General features: G+C 70.3%; 20 protein-coding genes and 1 pseudogene. 11 read left to right on the forward strand and 10 right to left on the reverse strand.

The features are described 5' to 3' along the window. Window positions 1-109 precede the first annotated feature (109 nt). On the forward strand, window positions 110-1,024 hold the full coding sequence (locus tag AKJ13_RS18165) for an alpha/beta hydrolase (RefSeq protein ID WP_050734615.1): 915 nt from the start codon (window positions 110-112) through the stop codon (window positions 1,022-1,024). A gap of 100 nt (window positions 1,025-1,124) precedes the next feature. Then, window positions 1,125-2,402, forward strand: a complete 1,278-nt coding sequence (locus AKJ13_RS18170; RefSeq protein WP_244471646.1) for a porin — start codon at window positions 1,125-1,127, stop codon at window positions 2,400-2,402. 10 nt (window positions 2,403-2,412) lie between these two features. Here the strand turns inward: AKJ13_RS18170 and AKJ13_RS18175 are convergent, their stop codons facing one another. Continuing rightward, complete coding sequence (locus tag AKJ13_RS18175; RefSeq protein ID WP_050734617.1) at window positions 2,413-3,858, reverse strand: EAL domain-containing protein; 1,446 nt, start codon at window positions 3,856-3,858, stop codon at window positions 2,413-2,415. A 300-nt stretch (window positions 3,859-4,158) separates the two neighbouring features. Here AKJ13_RS18175 and AKJ13_RS18180 point away from each other — a divergent pair, with 300 nt between their 5' ends. The 6 genes from AKJ13_RS18180 (at window position 4,159) to AKJ13_RS18205 (ending at window position 9,866) form a co-directional block, all read left to right on the forward strand. Beyond that, window positions 4,159-5,031, forward strand: coding sequence for a MipA/OmpV family protein (locus AKJ13_RS18180; RefSeq protein WP_144426291.1), 873 nt, complete (start codon window positions 4,159-4,161; stop codon window positions 5,029-5,031). A gap of 59 nt (window positions 5,032-5,090) precedes the next feature. Further along, a complete protein-coding gene (locus AKJ13_RS18185; RefSeq protein ID WP_050734638.1) occupies window positions 5,091-5,312 on the forward strand; it encodes a heavy-metal-associated domain-containing protein in 222 nt (73 codons plus the stop codon). A 167-nt stretch (window positions 5,313-5,479) separates the two neighbouring features. Beyond that, window positions 5,480-7,369 carry a tRNA uridine-5-carboxymethylaminomethyl(34) synthesis enzyme MnmG gene (gene mnmG, locus AKJ13_RS18190; RefSeq protein WP_050734619.1) on the forward strand — a complete coding sequence of 630 codons (1,890 nt, stop codon included), beginning with the start codon at window positions 5,480-5,482 and terminating at the stop codon, window positions 7,367-7,369. Further along, entirely contained in the window at window positions 7,366-8,001 is a 636-nt protein-coding gene (gene rsmG, locus AKJ13_RS18195) for a 16S rRNA (guanine(527)-N(7))-methyltransferase RsmG (RefSeq protein WP_050734620.1), read from the forward strand. Before mnmG ends, rsmG begins: the two co-directional genes overlap by 4 nt. Next, entirely contained in the window at window positions 7,998-8,891 is an 894-nt protein-coding gene (locus AKJ13_RS18200) for a ParA family protein (RefSeq protein WP_050734621.1), read from the forward strand. Before rsmG ends, AKJ13_RS18200 begins: the two co-directional genes overlap by 4 nt. Before the next feature lie 60 nt (window positions 8,892-8,951). Beyond that, the gene (locus AKJ13_RS18205) at window positions 8,952-9,866 is read left to right on the forward strand and encodes a ParB/RepB/Spo0J family partition protein (RefSeq protein WP_050734622.1); all 915 of its coding nucleotides are present in this window, start codon (window positions 8,952-8,954) and stop codon (window positions 9,864-9,866) included. A gap of 106 nt (window positions 9,867-9,972) precedes the next feature. Here the strand turns inward: AKJ13_RS18205 and holA are convergent, their stop codons facing one another. From holA to AKJ13_RS18230, 5 genes are all read right to left on the reverse strand, one after another. Continuing rightward, window positions 9,973-11,016 carry a DNA polymerase III subunit delta gene (gene holA / locus AKJ13_RS18210; protein WP_050734623.1) on the reverse strand — a complete coding sequence of 348 codons (1,044 nt, stop codon included), beginning with the start codon at window positions 11,014-11,016 and terminating at the stop codon, window positions 9,973-9,975. A 7-nt stretch (window positions 11,017-11,023) separates the two neighbouring features. Next, on the reverse strand, window positions 11,024-11,569 hold the full coding sequence (gene lptE / locus AKJ13_RS18215) for an LPS assembly lipoprotein LptE (protein WP_050734624.1): 546 nt from the start codon (window positions 11,567-11,569) through the stop codon (window positions 11,024-11,026). A gap of 119 nt (window positions 11,570-11,688) precedes the next feature. Next, the gene (locus AKJ13_RS18220; RefSeq protein WP_050734625.1) at window positions 11,689-12,642 is read right to left on the reverse strand and encodes an AEC family transporter; all 954 of its coding nucleotides are present in this window, start codon (window positions 12,640-12,642) and stop codon (window positions 11,689-11,691) included. 112 nt (window positions 12,643-12,754) lie between these two features. Continuing rightward, a complete protein-coding gene (locus AKJ13_RS18225; protein ID WP_050734626.1) occupies window positions 12,755-14,980 on the reverse strand; it encodes a TonB-dependent siderophore receptor in 2,226 nt (741 codons plus the stop codon). 132 nt (window positions 14,981-15,112) lie between these two features. Next, window positions 15,113-15,979, reverse strand: a complete 867-nt coding sequence (locus AKJ13_RS18230) for a phosphatase PAP2 family protein (protein ID WP_050734639.1) — start codon at window positions 15,977-15,979, stop codon at window positions 15,113-15,115. Between the two features lie 190 nt (window positions 15,980-16,169). On the opposite strand from AKJ13_RS18230, the gene AKJ13_RS18235 reads away from it, so the two are divergent. Continuing rightward, window positions 16,170-16,733, forward strand: a complete 564-nt coding sequence (locus AKJ13_RS18235) for a hypothetical protein (RefSeq protein ID WP_050734640.1) — start codon at window positions 16,170-16,172, stop codon at window positions 16,731-16,733. After that, window positions 16,730-17,173 (forward strand): hypothetical protein, encoded by a 444-nt coding sequence (locus AKJ13_RS18240; RefSeq protein ID WP_050734627.1) that lies wholly within the window; start codon window positions 16,730-16,732, stop codon window positions 17,171-17,173. The genes AKJ13_RS18235 and AKJ13_RS18240 overlap by 4 nt, the downstream gene beginning before the upstream one ends. 66 nt (window positions 17,174-17,239) lie before the next feature. Here the strand turns inward: AKJ13_RS18240 and AKJ13_RS18245 are convergent, their stop codons facing one another. From AKJ13_RS18245 to AKJ13_RS18260, 4 genes are all read right to left on the reverse strand, one after another. Continuing rightward, the gene (locus tag AKJ13_RS18245) at window positions 17,240-18,100 is read right to left on the reverse strand and encodes an alpha/beta fold hydrolase (RefSeq protein WP_050734641.1); all 861 of its coding nucleotides are present in this window, start codon (window positions 18,098-18,100) and stop codon (window positions 17,240-17,242) included. 25 nt (window positions 18,101-18,125) lie between these two features. Then, window positions 18,126-18,971, reverse strand: coding sequence for a 2,3,4,5-tetrahydropyridine-2,6-dicarboxylate N-succinyltransferase (gene dapD / locus AKJ13_RS18250; RefSeq protein WP_050734628.1), 846 nt, complete (start codon window positions 18,969-18,971; stop codon window positions 18,126-18,128). Between the two features lie 97 nt (window positions 18,972-19,068). Next, on the reverse strand, window positions 19,069-19,518 hold the full coding sequence (locus AKJ13_RS18255; protein ID WP_007563456.1) for a Crp/Fnr family transcriptional regulator: 450 nt from the start codon (window positions 19,516-19,518) through the stop codon (window positions 19,069-19,071). 126 nt (window positions 19,519-19,644) lie between these two features. Beyond that, window positions 19,645-20,331 carry a response regulator transcription factor gene (locus tag AKJ13_RS18260; RefSeq protein WP_007563457.1) on the reverse strand — a complete coding sequence of 229 codons (687 nt, stop codon included), beginning with the start codon at window positions 20,329-20,331 and terminating at the stop codon, window positions 19,645-19,647. Between the two features lie 448 nt (window positions 20,332-20,779). Here AKJ13_RS18260 and AKJ13_RS18265 point away from each other — a divergent pair. Next, window positions 20,780-21,075: pseudogene (locus AKJ13_RS18265) on the forward strand (L,D-transpeptidase catalytic domain protein); the annotation flags it as partial.

Raw genomic sequence — 21,075 nt, forward strand, 5'->3', positions numbered from 1 at the left:
CCTTCGCCCCCTGAACCCCGTTGCGTCAGCATCCGGATCGCGCTCATCTGGGCCGATCACGCGGCCCCGGCCATCGTGACGCTAATGCCCGCCGCGCCGAGACCCGCCGATGCCGACCCCCTTGCCCGATGTGAGCGACATCGACCGGATCCGCGCTCGCCTCGCCGCCAGCCCGCGACCGGCCGATCTCGCGGCGCGTCGCGCCCGCGTGGACGCGCTCGGGGCGAACGACCCGCTGCCCGACGATGTCCATGTCCAGCCCACGAAGATCCGCGCCCTCCCCGCGGAATGGACCGCGACGCCGGGGTCGGATCGGGACCGGGTGATCCTGTTCCTGCACGGGGGCGGCTACGTCTCCGGATCGCTGGTGAGCCATCGCCACGTCGTCGCCCAGGCCGGCCGGGAGGCCGGAACGCGCACCCTCGCCCTCGCCTATCGACTTGCGCCCGAGCACCCGTTCCCGACCGCGATCGGTGATGCACTGGCCGGCTACCGGTTCCTGCTCGAATCCGGGTTCACGCCCGAGCGCATCGCGCTGGCCGGCGAGAGCGCGGGCGGCGGCCTCGCCTTGGCGGCCATCCTGTCGCTGCGGGAGCGGGGCCTGCCGCTGCCCGGCTGCCTGTGGCTCAGCTCGCCCTGGACCGATCTCGCGCTCACGGGCGACAGCCTGGACGCCAAGGCGTCGGTCGATCCGCTGATCAGCCGGGCCTACCTCGCCGAACTCGCGAGCGCCTATCTCAACGGCACCGACCCGCGCGAACCGCTGGTCTCGCCGATCTACGCGGACCTCACTGGCCTGCCCCCGACACTGATCCAGGTTGGCTCCGCGGAGACCCTGCTCGACGACGCCTTGCGGCTCGCCGGCGTCGCGGCGGCGGCGGACGTGGCCGTCACGCTGCAGGTCTGGCCGCACATGATCCACGCCTGGCACCTGTTCTACCCGGAGGTGGCGGCCGGTCGGCGGTCGCTGGCGAGCGCGGGGCGCTACATCCGGGCGCAGCTGGACGGGGCGGCCCGGGACTGAGGCGCCGTGTCCGTCGGGCCACGGGCTCGCTGATTCGCGCATTCCCTGCCCGATGTGATTGGCGCGCGCCCGTCAACCTGCTCTGTGCCCGGTGATGGGAATGCGCCGCGCTCCTGCCCTCCTGCTCCTTTCGCTGGCGGCTGCCTCGCCCGCCGACGCGGCCAATGACGCGATCGAGGGCATGGCCGGCCCATATGGCGAGCGCCTGCGCTACGACGCGAAGGGCCTGACGCTCAGCTTCCCCGAGCCGGAGGTGAAGCTCCAGATCGGCGGCCGCCTGCATATCGATGCCGGCGCGGCGAGCTTCAGCCGGCCCGGCCTGGGCGCGACCTTCCCCGACACCGTGGCGGTGCGGCGCTCGTGGATCGAGCCGACGCTGACGATCGGGAAGGATTGGGTCGTCGCCTTCCAGTACGATTTCAGCGACCCGATCCTGCCGATCAACGATGCCTTCGTCGCCTGGAAGGGGCTGCCCGACACGATCCTGACGGTCGGCAACATGAAGGTGCCGTTCAGCCTCGAATGGCTGCAGAGCAACAACGACACGCTGTTCGCCGAGCGCTCCCTGGCCAACGCCTTCGTGCCGGACCGTCGCTTCGGCTTCGCGATCGGGCATCACGGGCAGGCCTGGACCGCCGTGGCGAGCGTGTTCGGCGACGCAGCCAGCAACGGCATCACCGGCGACGGGGTGGCGGCTGCGGGCCGTGCCACGGTGGCGCCGATCCTGGAGGAACGCGAGACCCTGCATCTTGGGGTGGCCGGCATCGTCCAGAGCCGCGCCCGAGGCGATGGCGCGTTCAACTTCTCCACCCCAGCCGAGGCGTTCCTGTTCGCCCGGCCCTTCGTCGATACCGGTGACCTGCCGGACGCGGCGCGCGTGTCGCGGATTGGCGCCGAGTTCGCCTATCGCAACGGCCCGATCCTGGTGCAGGCGGAGTATATCCACGCCGCCATCGATCGGTTCGCTGGGCCGGGCGGGGCCCTTCCGAGCCTTGGGTTCCAGGGCGGCTATGTCGAGGCCGGCTGGGTACTGAACGGCGCGGGCCGGGCCTACGCGCTGGTCCCGAAAGGCGGCACGACCTACGCGACGTTCAAGGGCATTCAGCCGCGCGACGACCAGCGGATCTCCCGGGGCGGGATCGGCGTCTTCGAGCTATCCGCCCGTTACAGCGCCATCGAGCTGAACGCCCGGGGCTTTCGCGGCGGCGCCGAGCGGGACGTGACCCTGGGCCTGAGCTGGTACCCGGAGCCGAACCTGCGCCTGATCGCGAATGTCATCCACGGCCGCGTGCAGCCGGGCGCGGCCCAGTCCGACGCGCTGGGGACCGCGCCCTTCTCGGTCGACACGATCCTGGGGCGTCTGCAGATCTATTGGTGACGGGCGGCGCTCAGACCGCCCGGCGCAGGACCGAGCGGAACGGCCGCCGCTCCGGCTCCACCGGCGGGGGCGGCGGGGCCTCGGGCGGTGCGGCCAGAACCTCGGCGCGCACGGGCCGCGGCGCCGCGAAGGCCGCACCCTGGCCGTACGGGATGTCAAGGTCGATCAGGTCCGGCACGTCCGCCTCGTCGGTGACGCCGGTCGCGACCAGGCGGATGCCGGCCCGGGTCAGGGCCGGGGCGAGATCCTCGATCGCGATGTCCGACAGAAGCCGCCGGTCCGCCCCCGGACGCAGCAGCATGTCGGCGGGCACCTTGACCTGGCCGACCCCGAGCCCGGCGAGCTGGGCCACATCGAAGCGTAAATCCTCCGCCCGGTCGAGGCTGAACCCAATCCGGCCGCGCAGGGACAGGAGCAGGCCGCGCTGCCCGCCATCCAGGCCGTTCCAGCTGGCCTGCGGCAGGGCGATCACCAGCCCCGCCAGGGCGGGATCGTCCGCGACCGTGCGCGCCAGCTCCCGCAGCAGGCCGGGCTCGAACAGCGAGAGCGGCGACAGGCCGTAGGTCAGCATGGTCTCGCTGCCCCGGCGGGCGAGGTGGCGCACCACGATGGAGGCCCGCTGCAGCATGCGCCGGTCGAGCTCGGTGGTGCGGCCGTAGCGCTCCAGCACCGGCAGGAATGCCTCCGGCTCGACGAGGCGGCCATCGACCCGCAGGCGGGCCAGGGCCTCGTAGGCCGTCACCTTGCGCTGGGGCAGGGTCACCACCGGCTGCAGGTGGATCTCCAGCGCATCCGCCTCGAAGGCCCGGACGATCTCCGCCTCGCTCTCGACCCAGGGGGCGGGCGCGCGGGCGACGGGACGGGGCGGGATCGGCCGCGGTGCCGGTGCCGACTCGGGGGGCAGTTCCCGCGTGAGCGGCTGGGGGGCCGGGACCCGCTCGCTCGGAGCGGCCGGCGGGATGGGATGCGGACGGCTCGTGAGCGCCGGACCCTCGGGTTCCGGGGGGGTCTGGGCCCGCGCCGCCTCCGGCAGAGCAGCGGGCGGCAGCTCCGGGCGCGGTTCGGGGCGGGCCTTGAGGCTGGCGATCTCGGAATCCTGGGTGCTGACCACCGTGGTCAGGTCACGGACGATGCCGCTGAGCAGCCCGAGCTCGACGGTCAGCTCCTCGACCTCGGCCCGGAGCGCGGCGTCGCCGGCCTCCGGCCGCGGGGGCACGGCGCTGGTCTCGGCCTTCAGCAGGCGTCGGGACAGCAGATCGACCTCGCCGGACAGCTTCTCGCAGCGTGCCTTCAGGGAGGCGGTACGCGCCTGGGCGATGCCGGCCGCGACGGCGGCGAGCCCACCGAGCGCCAGAGCACTCATGAGCGGCGCGAACACCGCCAGCGGCCCGAGCACGACGAGCGCCAGGAGCCCGGCCGCCAACAGCCCCGCGTACCGGCCGAGGACCGGGACCATCGTCAGAACACCTACCAGGGTCGCGCACCGGCCGCCGGGGGAAGTCCCGGGATGATTCGGCGGGCGAAGACCGATTCGCCGATCTTTGTCGCCGCGCGGCCCCCACGGCAAGGCGAGGGACGGCGAATTCCGCAGGGTGTGGTGCCGGCGCAAGCGGGAACGTTGCTGAATCGCCACGTCCCGGCGGTTTGCGAATGCTCGGAAGAGGGTTGCACGGCGCGCTCATGTGTACGGAAAGAAAAGGCGCCATAAAGCGTGGCTATGACCACAGTGTCTCCAAGCGTTCCGAAGTGCATTCCGATGCTCCGTTCTTTCCGTCACGTCAGCTCGTCCGTCGGCGCCCTCGTTCTCGCCTTCGGTGCGGCGCCGACCGTCGCCGCTGATCTCGGGGCGGCGTCCTCCCGCTCGGGACCGGTCTTCACGCGGGTCGATCCGAATGCCGTCGATCCCAGCACCTGGATCGTCACGGTCAGCGCCTCGCTCCAGGCGATCCCGCGCTATCCCGGCGCCTCGGACTACACCGCGGTCGGCTATCCCGGAATCGACATCCGCAAGGCCGGCGAGCCGCGCCGCTTCTCGACGCCGGATGACGGCTTCAGCGTCTCGGTCTACGACAACCCCATGTTCAGCATCGGGCCGACCGCCCGCATCGTGCCCGGCCGCTATTACGGCGATGACCGGCGCCACCTGCTCGGCTTCCGGGACGCGCGCATCGCCCTCGAGCCCGGCGTGTTCGCGGAGTTCTACCCCTCCCCCTCCATCCGCACGCGCGTGGAGATCCGCCAGGGCGTGTACGGGCATCACGGCACAGTCGGCTCGGTGGCGGCCGACTACCTGATGCCCGCGGGCCCGTTCCTGTTCTCGATCGGCCCGCGCCTCAACATCGGCGATGCCAGCTACGCCCGGAAGTATTTCGGCGTGTCGCCGGCCGAGGCCGCGCTCAATGGCCGGGTCGTCCCGTACAATCCCGGCGGTTTCTACTCGGCGGGCGTGCTCGGCGCCGTGACCTACACGCAGAGCGAGACCTGGGCCTACACAGCCTATGCCGGCTACACCCGCATCCTGGGCGCATCGGGCGACAGCCCGCTGGTGCGGCGCCCGTTCGGCAATCCCGATCAGTATCAGTTCGGCCTGAAGATCGACTATGCGTTCCGCATGCCGGCGCAGTTCTGACGCTTGCGCCGGCCGCGCTCCGCCCCGACATGCCGGTGATACGGTTCATGGAGGTCCGGATGAACGAGATGCGCGCCGACCTGCTGATGCAGGTGGATGGGATGACTTGCGACGGTTGCGCCGCCGCGGTGACCCGTACGGTCAACCGGATCGATCCGGCGGCCGAGATCCAGGTCGACCGCGAAGCCGGGCGTGTCGCGATCCGCACCGATGCCCAGGCCTTGGTCATCGCGGATGCGCTGACGAAGGCCGGCTACACCGCCACGGCGATGACCGGCTGAGCGGCGTTCGTTCTCGCCGGCCTGTCGCCCTCCCCGCCCCGTCGTAAGGGGCTGCAGCGAAAGTGCATGGGTCGGCGGCCGGGCGAAGGCCGCCCCACAGACCACGCGCATCTCCAGCGCTTGCCGGACGCGTTGACCGCTCCCGCCGCGCCCGCGTAATCACCCGCATGCCCACCACCTCATCCGACCGGTTCGACGTCGTGGTCGTCGGCGGCGGCCATGCCGGCGTCGAGGCGGCCGCAGCCGCGGCGCGCTGCGGCGCCCGCACGGCCCTGGTCACCCACGACCCCGCCACGATCGGGGCCATGTCGTGCAATCCCGCCATCGGGGGGCTCGGCAAGGGCCATCTCGTGCGCGAGGTCGATGCCCTCGACGGGCTGATGGGACGGGTCGCAGACGCGGCTGGCATCCAGTTCCGCTTGCTCAACCGCCGGAAGGGACCGGCCGTGCGCGGCCCCCGCACCCAGGCCGACCGCAAGCTCTATGCTGCCGCCATGCAGGCGGCCGTCGCCGAGACCGACGGCCTCACCGTGGTCGCGGGCGCCTGCGAGGACCTCACCCGCGACCCGGAGGGCCGTCTCTCCGGCGTCGTGCTGGCGGATGGGCGGGTGATTGCCTGCGCCGCCGTTGTGCTGACCACCGGCACCTTCCTGCGCGGGTTGATCCATATCGGCGAGCGTCAGATTCCCGCCGGCCGCGTCGGCGAGGCGCCGGCGATCGGGCTGGCCGAGACTCTCGACCGGCTCGGCCTGCGGCTCGGCCGCCTGAAGACCGGCACCCCACCCCGCCTCGACGGCCGGACCATCGATTGGTCGGGCCTGGAGATGCAGGAGGCCGATGCCGAGCCGGTGCCGTTCTCCACGCTGACGGAAACGATCACCACGCCGCAGATCCGCTGCGGCATCACCCGGACCAGTCAGGCGGTCCACGACCTGATCCGCGCCAACCTGCACCGCTCGCCGATGTATTCCGGCGGCATCGCCAGCCGGGGGCCGCGCTACTGTCCGTCCATCGAGGACAAGGTCGTGCGCTTCGGCGACCGGGAGGGGCACCAGATCTTCCTCGAGCCGGAGGGGCTGGACGACCCGACCATCTATCCGAACGGCATCTCCACGGCCCTGCCCGAGGAGGTCCAGCGCGAGATCATCCGGCTGATTCCGGGGCTGGAGCGCGCCGCGATCCTGCGGCCGGGCTACGCGATCGAGTACGATTACGTCGACCCGCGGGAGCTCGATACCGGGCTCCAGGTGAAGCGCCTGCCCGGCCTGTTTCTGGCCGGCCAGATCAACGGCACTACCGGCTACGAGGAGGCGGCCGGCCAGGGTCTCGTGGCCGGGCTCAACGCCGCCCGGCGCGCCGGCGGTCTCGACCTTGCGGCTTTCGACCGGGCCGAATCCTATCTGGGCGTGATGATCGACGACCTCGTGACCCATGGGGTCAGCGAGCCGTACCGGATGTTCACCTCGCGTTCCGAGTACCGCCTGTCCCTCCGGGTCGACAATGCCGACGAGCGGCTGACGCCGCGGGGCCTCACACTGGGCTGCGTCGGCGGGCGTCGCGCCGATCATTTCGCGGCCGCGCAGCAGGAATTGCAGGTGTCGCGGGCCCGGCTCGATGCCGTGAGCCTCACCCCGAGCCAGGCCGCCGCGCATGGGATTGCGCTGAACCGCGACGGCATTCGCCGCAGCGCGTTCCAGCTGCTCGCTTATCCCGAGATTACCTGGCCGCAGCTCGCCGCGATCTGGCCGGAACTGGCCGAGACCGCACCCCGGATCGCGGATCGCCTCAAGACCGACGCGACTTACGCGGTCTATCTCGACCGGCAGAACGCCGACATCGCCGCCTTCCGGCGCGACGAGGCGGTGCGGCTGCCCGCAAGCCTGGACTATGCCGGGATCAGCGGGCTCTCGAACGAGATGCGGGTGAAGCTCGAGACCGTCCGGCCGGGCACCCTCGGCCAGGCCGCCCGGATCGAGGGCGTGACGCCGGCCGCCCTCACCCTCTTGGCCGCCCATGCGCGACGGGCCGCGCCCGATGCCGGGCGGCGCGCCCTATGAGCGATCCCGACCGTGCCCGCATCCTCGCCGGCTCTGGTGTTTCACGTGAAACAGCTGAGCTGCTGGACCTTTACGTCGCGCAGCTCCGGCGCTGGCAGCCGATCAAGAACCTCGTCGGCCCCGCCACGTTGGTGGAGGTCTGGAGCCGCCATATCGACGACGCGCTCCAGCTGCTCGACCTCGCCCCCGAAGCCCGGACCTGGCTGGATCTCGGCTCCGGCGCCGGCATCCCGGGCCTGATCCTCGCCATCGCGGGCCGCGAGCGCGGCATCCAGGTCGATCTGGTCGAGAGCAACGCGCGCAAATGCGCCTTCCTCACCGAGACCGCGCGGCTCACCGAAGCGCCGGCGCGGGTGCGCAACGCCCGGATCGAGGCGGTGATCGGCGAGTATCAGGGCGTCGATATCGTCTGCGCGCGCGCGCTCGCACCCATGACGCAGCTCCTCGCCTGGACGGAGCCGCTGTTGAAAACGGGCACCACCGGGCTGTTTCCGAAGGGCCGGGACGTGCATGCTGAATTGACCCAGGCGGCCGCGCAGTGGAGAGTCGTTAACGACCTCGTGCCGAGCCGGACTGATTCCGAAGCCCGGATCGTGCGCGTCACTGCCCTCGCCGCCCCGAGCCATCGATGACCGAAGCGATCCTCGGCGATTCCGCCGGCCGGTCCGTGGATCCGTCCAGCGATCCTGTCTTAACTCCTGCCGAAAGACCGTCCGTGAGACATCCCCTGCGGATCCTGGCGCTGGCCAACCAGAAGGGCGGCGTCGGCAAGACCACCACGGCGATCAACCTCGGCACGGCCCTGGCGGCGATCGGCGAGGACGTGCTGGTGCTCGACCTCGACCCGCAGGGCAACGCCTCCACGGGGCTCGGGATCGACCGGGCCCGGCGCCAAGTCTCGACCTACGACGTCATGACCGGCGAGGCGTCGCTCGCCGAGGCGGTGATCCCCACGGCGGTGCCGCGCCTGTCGATCGCGCCGTCCACCATGGATCTCCTCGGCCTGGAGATGGAGCTGGCCACCCTGCCCGACCGCGCCCACCGGCTGCGCGGCGTGTTAAAGGACATCGCCCAGGCCAAGGGTCTGGAGCGGATCAGCTACGTGCTGATCGATTGCCCGCCCTCGCTCAACCTGCTGACCATCAACGCGCTGGCTGCCGCCGACGCGGTTTTGGTGCCGCTGCAATGCGAGTTCTTCGCCCTGGAGGGCCTGAGCCAATTGCTGCGCACCGTCGAGCAGGTCCGCGGCGCCTTGAACCCGAAGCTGACCATCCAGGGCATCGTGCTGACGATGTTCGACCCGCGCAACAACCTCTCCGCTCAGGTAGTGGCGGATGTCCGCGGTTTCATGGGCGACAAGGTCTACGAGACCGTGATCCCCCGGAACGTCCGCATCTCCGAGGCGCCGTCCCACGGCAAGCCGGCTTTGCTCTACGATTTGAAATGCGCCGGCAGCCAAGCATATCTGCGCCTCGCCTCCGAGGTGATCCAGCGCGAAGGCCGTGTGCCGGCGGCGGCGTGATTGTGTGATCCTTTTCCTATTCGGACGGATCGAGTGCGGAGCGTGACACGGGTGACAAGGATGGCGGAGGAGGGGGCACGACCCCGTCTCGGGCGCGGGCTCGCGGCGCTGATCGGTGATTTCGGCGATGCCGGACAGGCGGCCAAGGCGGACGGCAAGATCGAGCCGCAGCGGAAGGTCCCGGTGGAGTTCCTGCGCCCGAACCCGCGCAACCCACGCCGGAGCTTCGGCGAGGCGGAACTCGCGGAACTCGCGACCTCGATCACCCAGCGCGGCATCATTCAGCCGATCGTGGTGCGGCCGCTGGCCGATGTGCCGGGCGCCTTCGAGATCGTGGCCGGCGAGCGCCGCTGGCGGGCGTCCCAGAAGGCCGGTCTCGACGAGGTGCCGGTGGTGATCGTCGAGATCGACGATCGCGCCTCCCTGGAATTCGCCATCCTGGAGAACGTCCAGCGCTCCGACCTCAACCCGATCGAGGAAGCCTCGGGCTACGAGCGCCTGATGCAGGACTTCGCCTACACCCAGAAGGAACTGGCCGAGATCCTCGGCAAGAGCCGCAGCCATCTCGCCAACACGCTGCGGCTGCTCAACCTGCCGCCCGCCGTGCAGGACCGGGTCACCGCGGGGGAACTCACAGCCGGCCATGCCCGCGCGCTCCTGGCGGTGCGCGATCCCGAGGCCCTAGCCCGCCGGGTCGTGGCCGAGGGCCTGTCGGTGCGCGAGGTCGAGGCGGTGGCGGCCGCCGAGGCAGCCGAGGCAGCGGCCCCCGATACTCCCCGCCCCGGTCGCCCGCGCCTCGCCGCCGAGCGCCCTGCCCCGGTGCGCGATCTGGAATTGCGGATCCGCCGGGCCCTGGGGGTCGAGGTGACCTACAAGCCCAAGGACGAGGCCTCGGGCGAGATCCGGATCCGCTACGAGACCCGGGACGAGCTCGAGGGGCTGCTCAACCGGTTCAAGGTGTCGGAAGAGAGCTGAGGCAGGCTTTCTTCCGGCGTCCATCCCATCCGTTCCCTTAGGATGAGGGTTTGGATGGAATCGAGGCAGACCGTCATGCCGCGTCGAAGGCGACGCGCTGGATGGCCTAACGCCGCCGCCGGGCGCCCGCCTCCGCCACCCGCAGCAACGCCGCGGAGGCCAGGGCGTGCGCCAGCTCGGGCTCGGCCCGTCGGCAGGCCAGGATCGCGTCCTGGAGGGCTTTGACCGCCTGCCGCAGGGTTCCGGCCGGCCAGGTGGCGAGCTGGCCCTCGATGCTGGCCTTGCGCTTGAAATGCAGCCCCCGCCAGGAGGCTGCCATCAGGGCCGGGGTCTTGTCGGGATTGTCGAGGCGGGTCGCCAGCAGGGTCAGGGCGTGCCGCAGGGCCGAGCCGAGCACCACGCCGGGATCCAGGCCCTCGTGCCGGAAGCGCCGATAGTCGCGCTCCACCGCCTCGCGACGGCCGTCAAAGGCGGCGTCGATCAGGGTGTTGAGCACGCTGGCCGCTACGTCGCTGGTGATGGCCTCGACATGGTCGAGGGTGACGACCTTGTCCCCTGGCCCCTCCCCGGCCGCGTAGAGGGCGAGTTTCTCGATCTCCATCAGGCTGGCCCGGCGGTCGCCGCCGAGGCTGCGGGCCAGGACTTCCCGGGCGGCGCGGTCGATGCGCAGGCCGCGCTCCTGCAGCGTGCGCTCGATCAGGTCGGAGAGCGTGCGCTCATCGTCCGCGTAGCAGGGAATCGCCAGCGCCTTGGGCGAGCGCTCGCAGAGGACGCGCAACGGGTTGTTCTTCGCGAGGTCGCCGCCCTCGACGACGATGCGGGCATCGGCCACCGCGGCACCCAGCACCGCCTCGACCGCCGGCGCGTAGTTGCGGCTGCCTGGCCGCACCCAGATCGACCGGCGGCCGCCGAACAGCCCCATCGTCCCGGCCTCGTCGCAGAGCCGGCCGGGATCGGAGGCGAGGGTGTCGCCGTCGATCCGCACCAGCGCGAAGGGATCGCCCGGGTCGGTGACAAAATCCTCGGCGAGCTTGCGGGCGCGTTCGGTCACCAGGCCCGTATCCGGCCCGTAGACCAGGATCACCGGGATGCGCGGATCCGGCCCGCGCCGGATCAGCCCCTCGATCTCGCCCGCCTTGACCGCGGTCAAAGCCGGCTCACGGCTTGGTCGAGAGCACGGCGGCCAGGCGTGTCTTGATCTGATCCGCCAGCACGCTGGCCAGGCGGATCTCGGCGTCGCGCGCCGCCCGCTGGCTGGCGAAGCGCTGGACCGACCGGTCGTAGGTCGCGGTCGAGGTCGCCACGCCCTCGGTGTAGACCTTGGCGCCGGTCATGTCCTCCAGGCTGTACTTGATGTTGGCCACCAGCGTGCCGGCCTCGGCGCGGCCGGTTGTGGAGGAGACGATCGGCGTCTGCACGATCTCGGAGCCCGAGAGCTTCAGCCGGTAACGCTTGCTCGCGGGCTGGCCCGATCCGTCGAGCTCGAAGATCAGCTCGCTGCGCAGGTAATGCCCGAGCCGCTCCTGGCCCTGAGCCATCGCCACGTCGTCGACCTGCACGGCGGCGAGCAGCGCCTGCACGGTCTCGCCGGAGGCGGTCGGTCCGTAGAGGGGGCGGAAGCAGGCCGACAGGCTCAGCGCCAGGCCGGCGACGCAGGCGAGGCGGCCGATCCGGCCCGCAACCGATACTCCCGAACGCACCATCACGTCGCCGTCCGCCCCGCTCTGTTCGATCGTGTTTAGCGCGGACCCGGAGGGCCGCGCCATGACGCTACGCAGCAACCGTTACGATTTGTCTGCGGCGAGAGCGTGGTCGTGTCGTTTCAAACTGTCGTCAGATAGCCCGAGACCGTGAGGATCGACAGGATCGTCGAGACCAGCACCACCGTAGAGGTGAGGTCGGCCTCCCGGCGGTAGAACTCCGCCAGCATGAACGGGCCGGTCCCGGTGGGCAAGGCGGCCATCAGCACCGCGACGTGCAGCAGCAGCGGCGGCAGGTCGAACAGGTAACGGCCGAGCGCGTAGGCGAGCGCGGGCTGCCCGACGAGCTTGAGGCCGACCAGCAGAGCGGCCGCCCGGGGCTGCGCGGCTCCTCGCCGGCGCTTCTGGGCCAGGAATAGGCCGAGCGCCACCAGGGCGCAGGGCGAGGCGGCCCCGCCGAGGAGCTTCAGGAAGGACTCGACCGACGCCGGCAGGGTGAGGCCGGCACTCGGTATCAGGGCGCCGAGCGCCGGTGCGATCAGGAGCGGGTTGCGGATCAGCGACCGCCCGACCGCGAGCCAGACCGGAACGCCCGGTTGGTCCCGGCCGGCATCGCGCGCCTCGCGCCGGAGCCCGATCTCGATCAGCACGATCGCGACGGCGAACACTCCACAGACCGTCAGGATCGCCGCCACGGTGGTCGGGGCCAGCGCCTCCGGGCCGAAGGCGATCAGTGCCACGGGGAAGCCCATGAAGCCGGTATTGGGATAGCCGGCATTGAGCCCGTCCACGGCGGCATCGCTGAGCGGATGCCCCCCGGCCCGCCGGAGCAGCACGGTGACGGCGAAGACCGCCAGGCTGCTCAACCCGAAGGCACCGATGAAGCCGGGCTTCCAGATCTCGCCCCAATGGACCTGCGCGGTCACGTCGAACAGCAGCGCCGGCAGGGCCAGGAACACCACGAAGCGGTTGAGTTCGGTGGTTGCGGCAGCGCCGAGCACGCCGACCCGCCGGGCCAGCCAGCCCGAAAAGATCAGCGCGAAGATCGGCAGCACGACCAGGAGGGTCGAGAGCATGGGCGGCCCAAGTCGGAGGATTATGCTGCGGCCCTAGGACGGATGTGCCGCCGACCTCCAATGCCGGGAGCGGGGACCTGCCATGCTCCCCTGCACCATCCCTGTCCAGCGTCTACCAGCGGTAGATCAGGCTTCCGATCACCGTGGCGGGCGCGCCGCGGTAGCAGAAGCCGGCCTGGCAATTTGCGTAGCTACGGTCGAAGATGTTGGATGCGTTGATCTGCGCCCGGAAGCCTTTGTATTTTGGGTCAAGGGCCGCGAAATCGTAGGCGACCAGCGCGTCGAACAGCGTCACGGTCGGGTTGCGGACCGTGTTCTCATCGTCGGCGAAGCTCGTGCTGGCATAACGGATGCCGCCGCCGAGCTGCAGACCGGCGAGCGGCGACGCGGGCGGGAACAAGTAGGTCGCAAAGGCGGTGAACGTATCGCCCGGGATGCCAGAGAGGGAATTGCCGTCGATCGGCTGGCCGGTGACCAGCGAGGTCTGGCGCAGGAACCGGAAGTCGAGATGGGTGTAGGACAGCGTTAGGTTGGTCCCAGGCGCGAAATTGGCTGTCAACTCGGCCTCGAATCCCTTGGATTCGACCGAGCCGCTGGCCACGACGTTTGCGATGTTGTTCGGATCCTGGCGGAGCAGCGAGGACTGGACGATGTCGAACCCGGCAAAGGAACCCGTGATGTTGGTGTTGGGGATCGCCGCCTTCACGCCGGCCTCGATCTGGTCGCCGGTCGCGGGCTTGAACGGGTTGCCGCTCACGTCAATGCCGACCTGGGGCGTGAACGTCGTCGCGTAGCTGGCGTAGGGCACCAGGAAGTCGGTGAGCAGGTAGTTCAGGCCGACCCGGCCGGAGAAGGCTCGGTCGGCCTGGTTGGAAACCGTACCGGCGGTTTGGTCGGCGGTGTTCTGGAACACCCAGTCGTGTCGTCCGGTGAGCGTCAGGACGAAGCGCCCGAACTTAGCCTGCTCCTGCAGGTAGGCGCCGATCTGGTCCTGCGCCTGGCTCTGGAAGTTCGTAAATCGCGGCCGGGCGATGATCTGCTGGCCGTAGTTCAACGTCAACAGGTTGAGAGCCGGCGCGGCACCGAAGCCGAAGGCGCGCGTGTAGTCGTAATGGGCATAATCGACGCCGCCGATCAGGGTGTGCTGGATCGGCCCGGTGGCGAAGTGGCCTTCGAGCTGCGTGTCGAGGGAGATCTGGCTCAACGCGTCCAAATAGGCGCCGGCGGTGCGGGCGCCGAGGGTCCGAGCAGGATTTAGGCCCGTGATCGACGTGTAATCGTAGTCGGCGCGGACATCATAGTAGCGGAAGTTCTGGCGGAAGATCAGGTCCGGCGAGAATTTGTGCTCGAACGCGTAGCCGATACGGTACTGCTGCTGCTTGTACTGGTTGAATGCCGGGTCGCCGGAGTAGAAATTCGTCACCCTGAAACCGGGATCGTTGAAAAAGAACGATGTGCCGGGCAGGCGGGATTCGAAGTATTCGCTCAAGAACGTGAAGCTGGTGTCGGCATCCGGCCGCCACGTGAAGGACGGGGCGATGAAGATGCGGTCGTCGTTCCCACCCGGCAGATAGGTATTGGACTGGCGCTTCACGCCGGTCACGCGATAGGCCACCGTCCCGTCGGTGCCGTCGACCGGGCCGCCGATGTCGAAATTGCCCTGGAAGCGGTCGTAATTGCCGGCCTGGAACTGCACCTCGCCGAAGGGCACGAAAACCGGGCGCTTCGAGATCGAATCGACGATGCCCCCGGGCGAGCCGAGACCGTAGAGCCCCGAGGCTGGTCCCCGCAGGATGGTGATCGCTTCCAGCCCATAGGGCTCGCTGCGCGGGATCGTGAGGCCGACGGCGTTGAGGCGCAGACCGTCGCGGAAAATGCCGTTGTAGGTCGCACTGAAGCCGCGGATGTAGAAGGCGTCGTAGCGTGGATCGAAGCCGAACACGCTGCTCGACACGCCAGGCGTGTAGGCGATCGCCTGGGCCAGATCCTGCACGTTGCGGTCGTTGAGCTGCTCACGTGTGACCACGGAGACCGATTGTGGGGTCTCGATCAGCGGTGTGTTGGTCTTGGTGGCGGTGGGGCTCACCCGCGCGACGTAGCCGGTCACCCCCGAAGGCCCGCCGCCCCCGCCGCTCGTGGCGGAGCTGTCGCCGTCGCCGCGGCTGATATTGCCGCCGCCGGCTCCGGCTGCCGGCGCGGAAGCCGGGCGGGCGGCCTCAACCGAGATCTCGTTGAGCTGCACGTTCGCGCCCTGCGCGGCGGCGTGCGGTGCGGTGGCGGCGGTGGCCAGAGCCGTGGAGGTGAGGAGCAGCCCGAGGCCGCTGGAACGCATGGACATGGACAAACCCTGAGATGCGCTGTTTGACGGCGCTTCGCTCTCAGGATTCATCGTTCACGGGGTGATGATCAAGCCGAAAACGTGTTGTAAATCACACACTTAGAGAGGTTAAAATCTGTAATTGTTCCAGGGTCAGAACTCCAGCGGCGGTTCGCGCAACGCCTCCGCTTCGCGGGTGCAGGTGGCTTGGTCGGGTGCCGTGCCGCCGGACAGGGCGCCCCGCAACTCGGCCCGAGCTTTCTCCAGGTCGGCCCGGAAGCCCGGATCGCCCATCAGCGTGGCGAGGACCGAGGAGCCGGTGATCCGCCCGGCCGCCACGTCGCTGAGCCAGTGCACCCCGCACACGACCCGGCTCTCGCCATAGGCCCGGCCCCGGGCCAGGATCGGGGTCGCCTTCTCGGGCACCAGGGAGGCCAGGATCAGCGCGTAGGCCCAGCCCTGGGTCGCGTGGCCGGACGGGTAGCTGAAGCTGTCGGTCAGCGCCTGGGTCCGCTGGACGCAGATCGGCGCCTCGTTCCCCACGAAGGGGCGCAGCCGGCGGTAATGGACCTTCGGGCCACGGGTCGCGCGCGCGAGGTCGAGCCGGGCGCGCTCGAGGAGGTTGAGCACCGCCGGCACCCGGGTCTGGTCAAGCCGGGTGCCGAGCACGCAGGCGAAATTGTCGAGGACTGCGGTCGCACCCTCCGACACGTCATTGGCGGCGATCTCCCAGCGGGCGCTGCCCTTCAGGGCGCGGGTGCCGTTGAAGGCCGCCCGGTCGGCCTTGTCGAGGGGCGCATCGTGGGCCGGCGGCGGCGGCAGGATTTGGAGGGCGTCGGGAACGGCCGTGTCGGCCAGATAAGGCTTCACCGCCGGCTTGCCGGGCTTGAGCGTGTCGGCGCCCACGGACGGCGCCGCCGGCGGGTTCGATGGGGCAGGGTGGGGCGTATCCTCGGCACGCGCGGGTGTCGCGGCGGCGATCAGGACGGCGAGGGCCGGCAGGGACAGGGTGCGCAGCATCGGATCCGTGGCGGTATCGAGCAAGGAGGCGGGCCGCTCCCGCAGACAAACGAACGGCTCGGCCGGACGGTTCAGTCCGCGCACAGGCCTCCGATCCTGTCCAGAGGGCGCCGTGACGGACGGGCGGCGGTTGACCGGGGCTGCCGGCCGCGCGCACGCTGTGGCATCCCCGTTTCGGCTTCTCGACCGCATGGCCCAGCCCCTCGACCGCCCCCGCCTCTTGGAGGCTTTCGAAGCACTCGGTGCCGACCTCGCTGAGCATGGGCGCTTCGTCGAGCTGGCCGTCTACGGTGGCGGCGCGCTAATGCTGCAATTCGCATGGCGACGCACCACTGAGGATGTCGATGCGGTTGTGCGGGCCGGCTATGACGAATCGGCGCTCGCGCCTTCGGTGATCCGTGTCGCCGCGCGGATGGGGCTGGAGGCGGACTGGCTCAACGATGCCGTCGGCATGTTCACTCCGCTTGAGGAGGACGAATCCCTGTTCGCCGTGTCCGGCACGTATCCCACCGGTGGGACACCAGGACTTCGGACCGTCCTGGCTAGCCCGACCTACCTCCTGGCGATGAAGTTGCACGCCTTGCAGAGCCTCGACCGCGGAGACTGGGACCTGAACGACGCACGCGCCCTCTCGGCTCACCTGGGCTTAAGCGATATGGAGGCGCTCGAGCGCCTCTATCGCTCGATCTACGGCGAGGACCCGTCGCCGGAGGTGCGAGCTCGGTTTCCTGCGGTCATCAAGTCGGCGCCATGAGACCGCATTCCCTGGCGGAGGTCGTCGAGCGGGCGCGGGAGGACGGGGATTGGGAGCACCATCTGCGCGACTTCCTCGACGCCTTCTATGCCGCCGACGGCGATGGCGCGCAGCAGGCGGCGTTCATCGCCGACGAACCGGGTCTGCTCGGGCTTCCGGAGGCCGATGCGTTCCTGGGCGGGACCGGGGAGCATCTGGCGCGGCGCTGGGGTTTGCGAATGCCCGCTTGGGTCCGGGCGGAGAGCCGGTATCTGACGACCGCCCTGTTCGTACCCGATGACAAGGCCCTGCGGGGCTATCTCTTGTGCGTCAGCCCGGTGTCGTTCCGGACGCGGTTGATCTTCACCGGGCCGGACCCGCTCCAGCGCGCCCGCTTCCCCTACCATCGCGGCGTGATCACGATGCCGCCGGAACATGGGTTCCCGAAGGCTGAGCCCTGATGCGGCCAGGGATCGGCCCTGGACCCGCAAAAGGTCCCGGACCTTTTGGATCCAGCAATGTGCCGGCTAAGCCGCTCGGATCGCGGCCGCCACCGCGGTGGGGAACTCCTCGTGCGGGCTGAGCGCCCCCGGGATCGGGACGCCCATGACCCGGCCGTGGGCGATCAGCGCGTCCATCTCGGCGCCCGAGCGGCGCGGGGCCTTCTCGGGGCGCAGCACCAGGGTCGGCGGCAGATCGTCCCCGAACAGGTCCAGAAAGGCGGTGCGGTCGCCCACCGGGTCAAGGCCGCCGGTGACGAAGGCGGCGGTGCCGAACCGGCCGTTGCGCTGGCGGGTGACCGCGTGCTTGGCCCGGACCAGGGCCGGGGTGACATGGGCCGGGTCGGCGTAGACATGGGCGCGCATCATCCGGCCGATGATCGGCGGGCTGATATTGAGCCGGTAGAGCGCATCGCCGAGGAGCGGCGCCTCTACGGCCTGGCGGATCCGCGGGAACCAGTGCGCCCGGCTCGGCATCGCGGTGGGCAGCGGCCCGCGCCAGGTCGGCGCCACCAGCACCAGGCGCTCGAAGGCTTTCGGGTGTCGTCGCGCCGCGGCGACCAGGTAGCCGGCGGCATGGCCCGCCGCGATCCCAATCGCGTAGGGGCCGGGCGCGGCGGCGAGCAGCGCGTCCAGGAAGGCGTGCAGGGTGCCCGGCTCCAGCGGCAGGCGGGTCCGCGGCCGGGCGCCGAAGCCCGGCCAATCGGGCACCAGGCAGCGATAGTCCGAGCCGACGGCGTGGGCGAGGTCGCGCATCTCGGCCCGGTCCGAGATCGTGGACAGGGCCGGCAGCAGCAGCGCGTCCCGCCCCGTGCCGATCACGTCGCAGGGAGTCGGCACGGGCCAGCCCGCCACGATCAGGTCCAGGTTCTTTCGCGTCGTCTCCACCGGACCGCCCTCGAGTCCCAAAGAATCAGGTGCGCAGCAGCTCGTTGATGGCGGTCTTGGAGCGGGTGCCGGCATCGACGCGCTTGACGATCACGGCGCAGTACAGGCCGGGGCCCGGGGTGCCGTCCGGCAGCGCCTTGCCGGGCATCGTGCCCGAGACCACCACGGAGTAGGGCGGCACGCGGCCATACATCACCTCGCCGGTGGTCCGGTCGACGATCTTGGTCGAGGCGCCGATATAGACGCCCATGGACAGCACGCTGCCCTGGCCGACGATCACACCCTCGGCCACCTCGGCGCGGGCGCCGATGAAGCAATCGTCCTCGATGATCACCGGGTTGGCCTGGAGCGGCTCGAGCACGCCCGCGATGCCGGCGCCGCCGGAGATGTGGCAGTTCTTCCCCACCTGCGCGCAGGAGCCGATCGTCACCCAGGTGTCGACCATCGTACCCTCGCCGACATGGGCGCCGAGATTGACGAAGCTCGGCATCAGCACGGCGCCCGGGGCGATGTAGGAGCCGCGGCGCACGAAGCAGCCCGGGACGGCGCGCAGGCCCGCGGCGCGGAACTCGGCCTCGCCCCAGCCGGCGAATTTGGAGGCGACCTTGTCCCACCAGGGCGCGCCGCCGGGGCCGCCCTCGATCGCCGCCATGTCGTTGAGGCGGAAGGAGAGCAGAACCGCCTTCTTGAGCCACTGATTGACGACCCAATCCTGATTGCCGCTCTTCTCGGCGACCCGGGCCTTGCCGGAATCGAGCAGGTTCAGCGCCTCCTCGACCGCCTCGCGCACGGCGCCCTGCGTGGACGTCGAGATGCCGGCGCGCTCCTCCCAGGCCGTCTCGATGGTCTTGGCGAGGTCGGAGGTGGACATGGGCGCACGCTGCTCTTGCGGAGGGACATTCTACGGAAGCCCGTGCTTACAAGCGGGCACCGGGGCTGTCACCCGGGACAGTCGCAATCCATCCCGCTCAATCCTCCAGCAGCACCCGCACGCGGTCGAGATCGGCGACGAGGTCGACCAGGTCGATCGCCAGGGTGTCGTAGACGGATTGCGCGGCCGCGGGAAATTCCTCCAGCACGCGGCGCATTAGCGTGGGGGTGATCCGCATGACCTCGGCGGCACCCTCGGCCCGGGCCTCGGTCGGGCGGGTCCCGCGCACGAACAGAGCGAGCTGCCCGATCAGCGCCGAGCGCCCGGCCCGCACCGGCTCGGCCTCGGCGACCCGGGGCGCCAGCCGGATCGTGCCCGACATCACCACGAAGCCGCCATCAGCCGGGTCGCCGCGGGCGAACAGCAGGTCGCCGTCGGCCAGCTCGCGCCGCTCGGCCGCGAAGGTCAGCAGGCGCAGGGCGTCCCGGTCGAGGAAGCCGAACAGCGGCGCGTCTGCGAGGATCGCGATGTCGTCGTCGAGCCCCAAAGAACCGCCCCACCACCTGCGCGCAAACGAGCCTGAGCCTCGCTTACACGCAAATCCCTAAAGCCCTTCCCGATCGCGTTGCAATCAGGGTTGGCTCTCGGTTCTTACCGTGAGACGCAGGGGCGATCAGGGCAGCAGCTTGTAGCCGCCGCCTTCGGTGACGAGGATCGCCGCGGTGGCGGGGTTCGGCTCGATCTTCTGGCGCAGCCGGTAGATGTGCGTCTCCAGCGTGTGCGTGGTGACGTGGGCGTTGTAGCCCCAGACCTCGGCGAGCAGCGTGTCGCGGTTCACCACGGCCCGGCCGGCCCGATAAAGGAACCGCAGGATCGCGGTCTCCTTCTCGGTGAGTTTGAGCTTCGAGCCGCGCTCGCCGACCAGCAGCTTGGCGCCGGGTCGGAACGTGTAGGGGCCGATCTGGAACACCGCGTCCTCGGACGCCTCATGGCTGCGCAGATGCGCGCGGATCCGGGCGAGCAGGATGCCGAACTTGAACGGCTTGGTGACGTAGTCGTTGGCGCCGGCCTCGAGCCCCTCGACGTGGTCCGCCTCGGAATCCTGCGCGGTGAGCATGATCACCGGGCCGCGGAAGCCGCCGGCGCGCATCCGGCGCACGGCCTCGCGTCCGTCAAGATCGGGCAGGCCGACATCCATCACCGCCAGATCGATGCGCTCGGCTCCGACCCGCCGGACCGCATCCGCCGCGTTGGCCTCGGTGACCACGGTGAATTCTTCGCAGAGATCGAGCTGCTCGGTGAGCGTGTCGCGCAGGATCGCGTCGTCGTCACAGATCAGCAGGCGATAGACATTCGACATCGTCCGGGGCCCTGGAACACGCTGCGGGACCGGACGATTCGTGGTCCGGAAACAGCGTGCGATGACAAGGATCTGGAGCACGCCGCCCATCGTGTGACAACACGGCTGGCTCCAGGGAAACGGGGCCGGCGCTCCGGAATCCGAGGGCGTTCGGTCCCCCCGGCGCAGGGCGGTGGGCTGGTTCGCTCCCGAATCCCGGCTTCGACGGCCTGGGTTCCACGGCAAGGATAGGGCTGCGTTTGTGGCCGGAAATTGCCTTGCGCGCAATTTTTCGCGGTTTCGGTATTGGATACCGGGCATAACGCCCACCGATCCGTCCCAGACCCGCGGCAGCGCGGGCCGAAGGGGGCGCGTGTCGCCGGCAGGGGAGGGGGCTTTGGTGCGTGGACATCGGCGTGAGCGGCCCGGACCCGTCCGTGTAACCTTGAGCGAGATCCGGGTCCGGGCGATGGTCGGCGACCGCCGCCGGGGGCAACTCCTGGTCGGCCCGGCCGTGATCCCCTGCGCCCTCGGGGCGGGCGGCATCGTCTGCGACAAGCGCGAGGGCGACGGCGGCTCGCCGCGCGGACGCTTCCGCCTGCGGGGCGGCGCCTACCGGCCGGATCATCTGGGCCTGCGGCCGTCTACGGCCTTACCCCTGCGGGCGACCCGCCCGGATGACGGCTGGTGCGACGAAAGCCGGGACCGCCGCTACAACCGGCCGATCCGCCTGCCGGCCCCGGGGGTCAGCGCCGAGGCGATGTG

Source organism: Methylobacterium sp. ARG-1, assembly GCF_001262595.1.
Taxonomy (GTDB): Bacteria; Pseudomonadota; Alphaproteobacteria; order Rhizobiales; family Beijerinckiaceae; genus Methylobacterium; species Methylobacterium brachiatum.

Bases quoted from the DNA above. Each gene is read 5' to 3' on its own strand.
- AKJ13_RS18165 (WP_050734615.1), top strand. From the start codon at position 110: ATGCCGACCCCCTTGCCCGATGTGAGCGACATCGACCGGATCCGCGCT.
- AKJ13_RS18170 (WP_244471646.1), top strand. From the start codon at position 1,125: ATGCGCCGCGCTCCTGCCCTCCTGCTCCTTTCGCTGGCGGCTGCCTCG.
- AKJ13_RS18175 (WP_050734617.1), bottom strand. From the start codon at position 3,858: ATGGTCCCGGTCCTCGGCCGGTACGCGGGGCTGTTGGCGGCCGGGCTC.
- AKJ13_RS18180 (WP_144426291.1), top strand. From the start codon at position 4,159: ATGCTCCGTTCTTTCCGTCACGTCAGCTCGTCCGTCGGCGCCCTCGTT.
- AKJ13_RS18185 (WP_050734638.1), top strand. From the start codon at position 5,091: ATGAACGAGATGCGCGCCGACCTGCTGATGCAGGTGGATGGGATGACT.
- mnmG (WP_050734619.1), top strand. From the start codon at position 5,480: ATGCCCACCACCTCATCCGACCGGTTCGACGTCGTGGTCGTCGGCGGC.
- rsmG (WP_050734620.1), top strand. From the start codon at position 7,366: ATGAGCGATCCCGACCGTGCCCGCATCCTCGCCGGCTCTGGTGTTTCA.
- AKJ13_RS18200 (WP_050734621.1), top strand. From the start codon at position 7,998: ATGACCGAAGCGATCCTCGGCGATTCCGCCGGCCGGTCCGTGGATCCG.
- AKJ13_RS18205 (WP_050734622.1), top strand. From the start codon at position 8,952: ATGGCGGAGGAGGGGGCACGACCCCGTCTCGGGCGCGGGCTCGCGGCG.
- lptE (WP_050734624.1), bottom strand. From the start codon at position 11,569: ATGGTGCGTTCGGGAGTATCGGTTGCGGGCCGGATCGGCCGCCTCGCC.
- AKJ13_RS18220 (WP_050734625.1), bottom strand. From the start codon at position 12,642: ATGCTCTCGACCCTCCTGGTCGTGCTGCCGATCTTCGCGCTGATCTTT.
- AKJ13_RS18225 (WP_050734626.1), bottom strand. From the start codon at position 14,980: ATGTCCATGCGTTCCAGCGGCCTCGGGCTGCTCCTCACCTCCACGGCT.
- AKJ13_RS18230 (WP_050734639.1), bottom strand. From the start codon at position 15,979: ATGCTGCGCACCCTGTCCCTGCCGGCCCTCGCCGTCCTGATCGCCGCC.
- AKJ13_RS18235 (WP_050734640.1), top strand. From the start codon at position 16,170: ATGGCCCAGCCCCTCGACCGCCCCCGCCTCTTGGAGGCTTTCGAAGCA.
- AKJ13_RS18240 (WP_050734627.1), top strand. From the start codon at position 16,730: ATGAGACCGCATTCCCTGGCGGAGGTCGTCGAGCGGGCGCGGGAGGAC.
- dapD (WP_050734628.1), bottom strand. From the start codon at position 18,971: ATGTCCACCTCCGACCTCGCCAAGACCATCGAGACGGCCTGGGAGGAG.
- AKJ13_RS18260 (WP_007563457.1), bottom strand. From the start codon at position 20,331: ATGTCGAATGTCTATCGCCTGCTGATCTGTGACGACGACGCGATCCTG.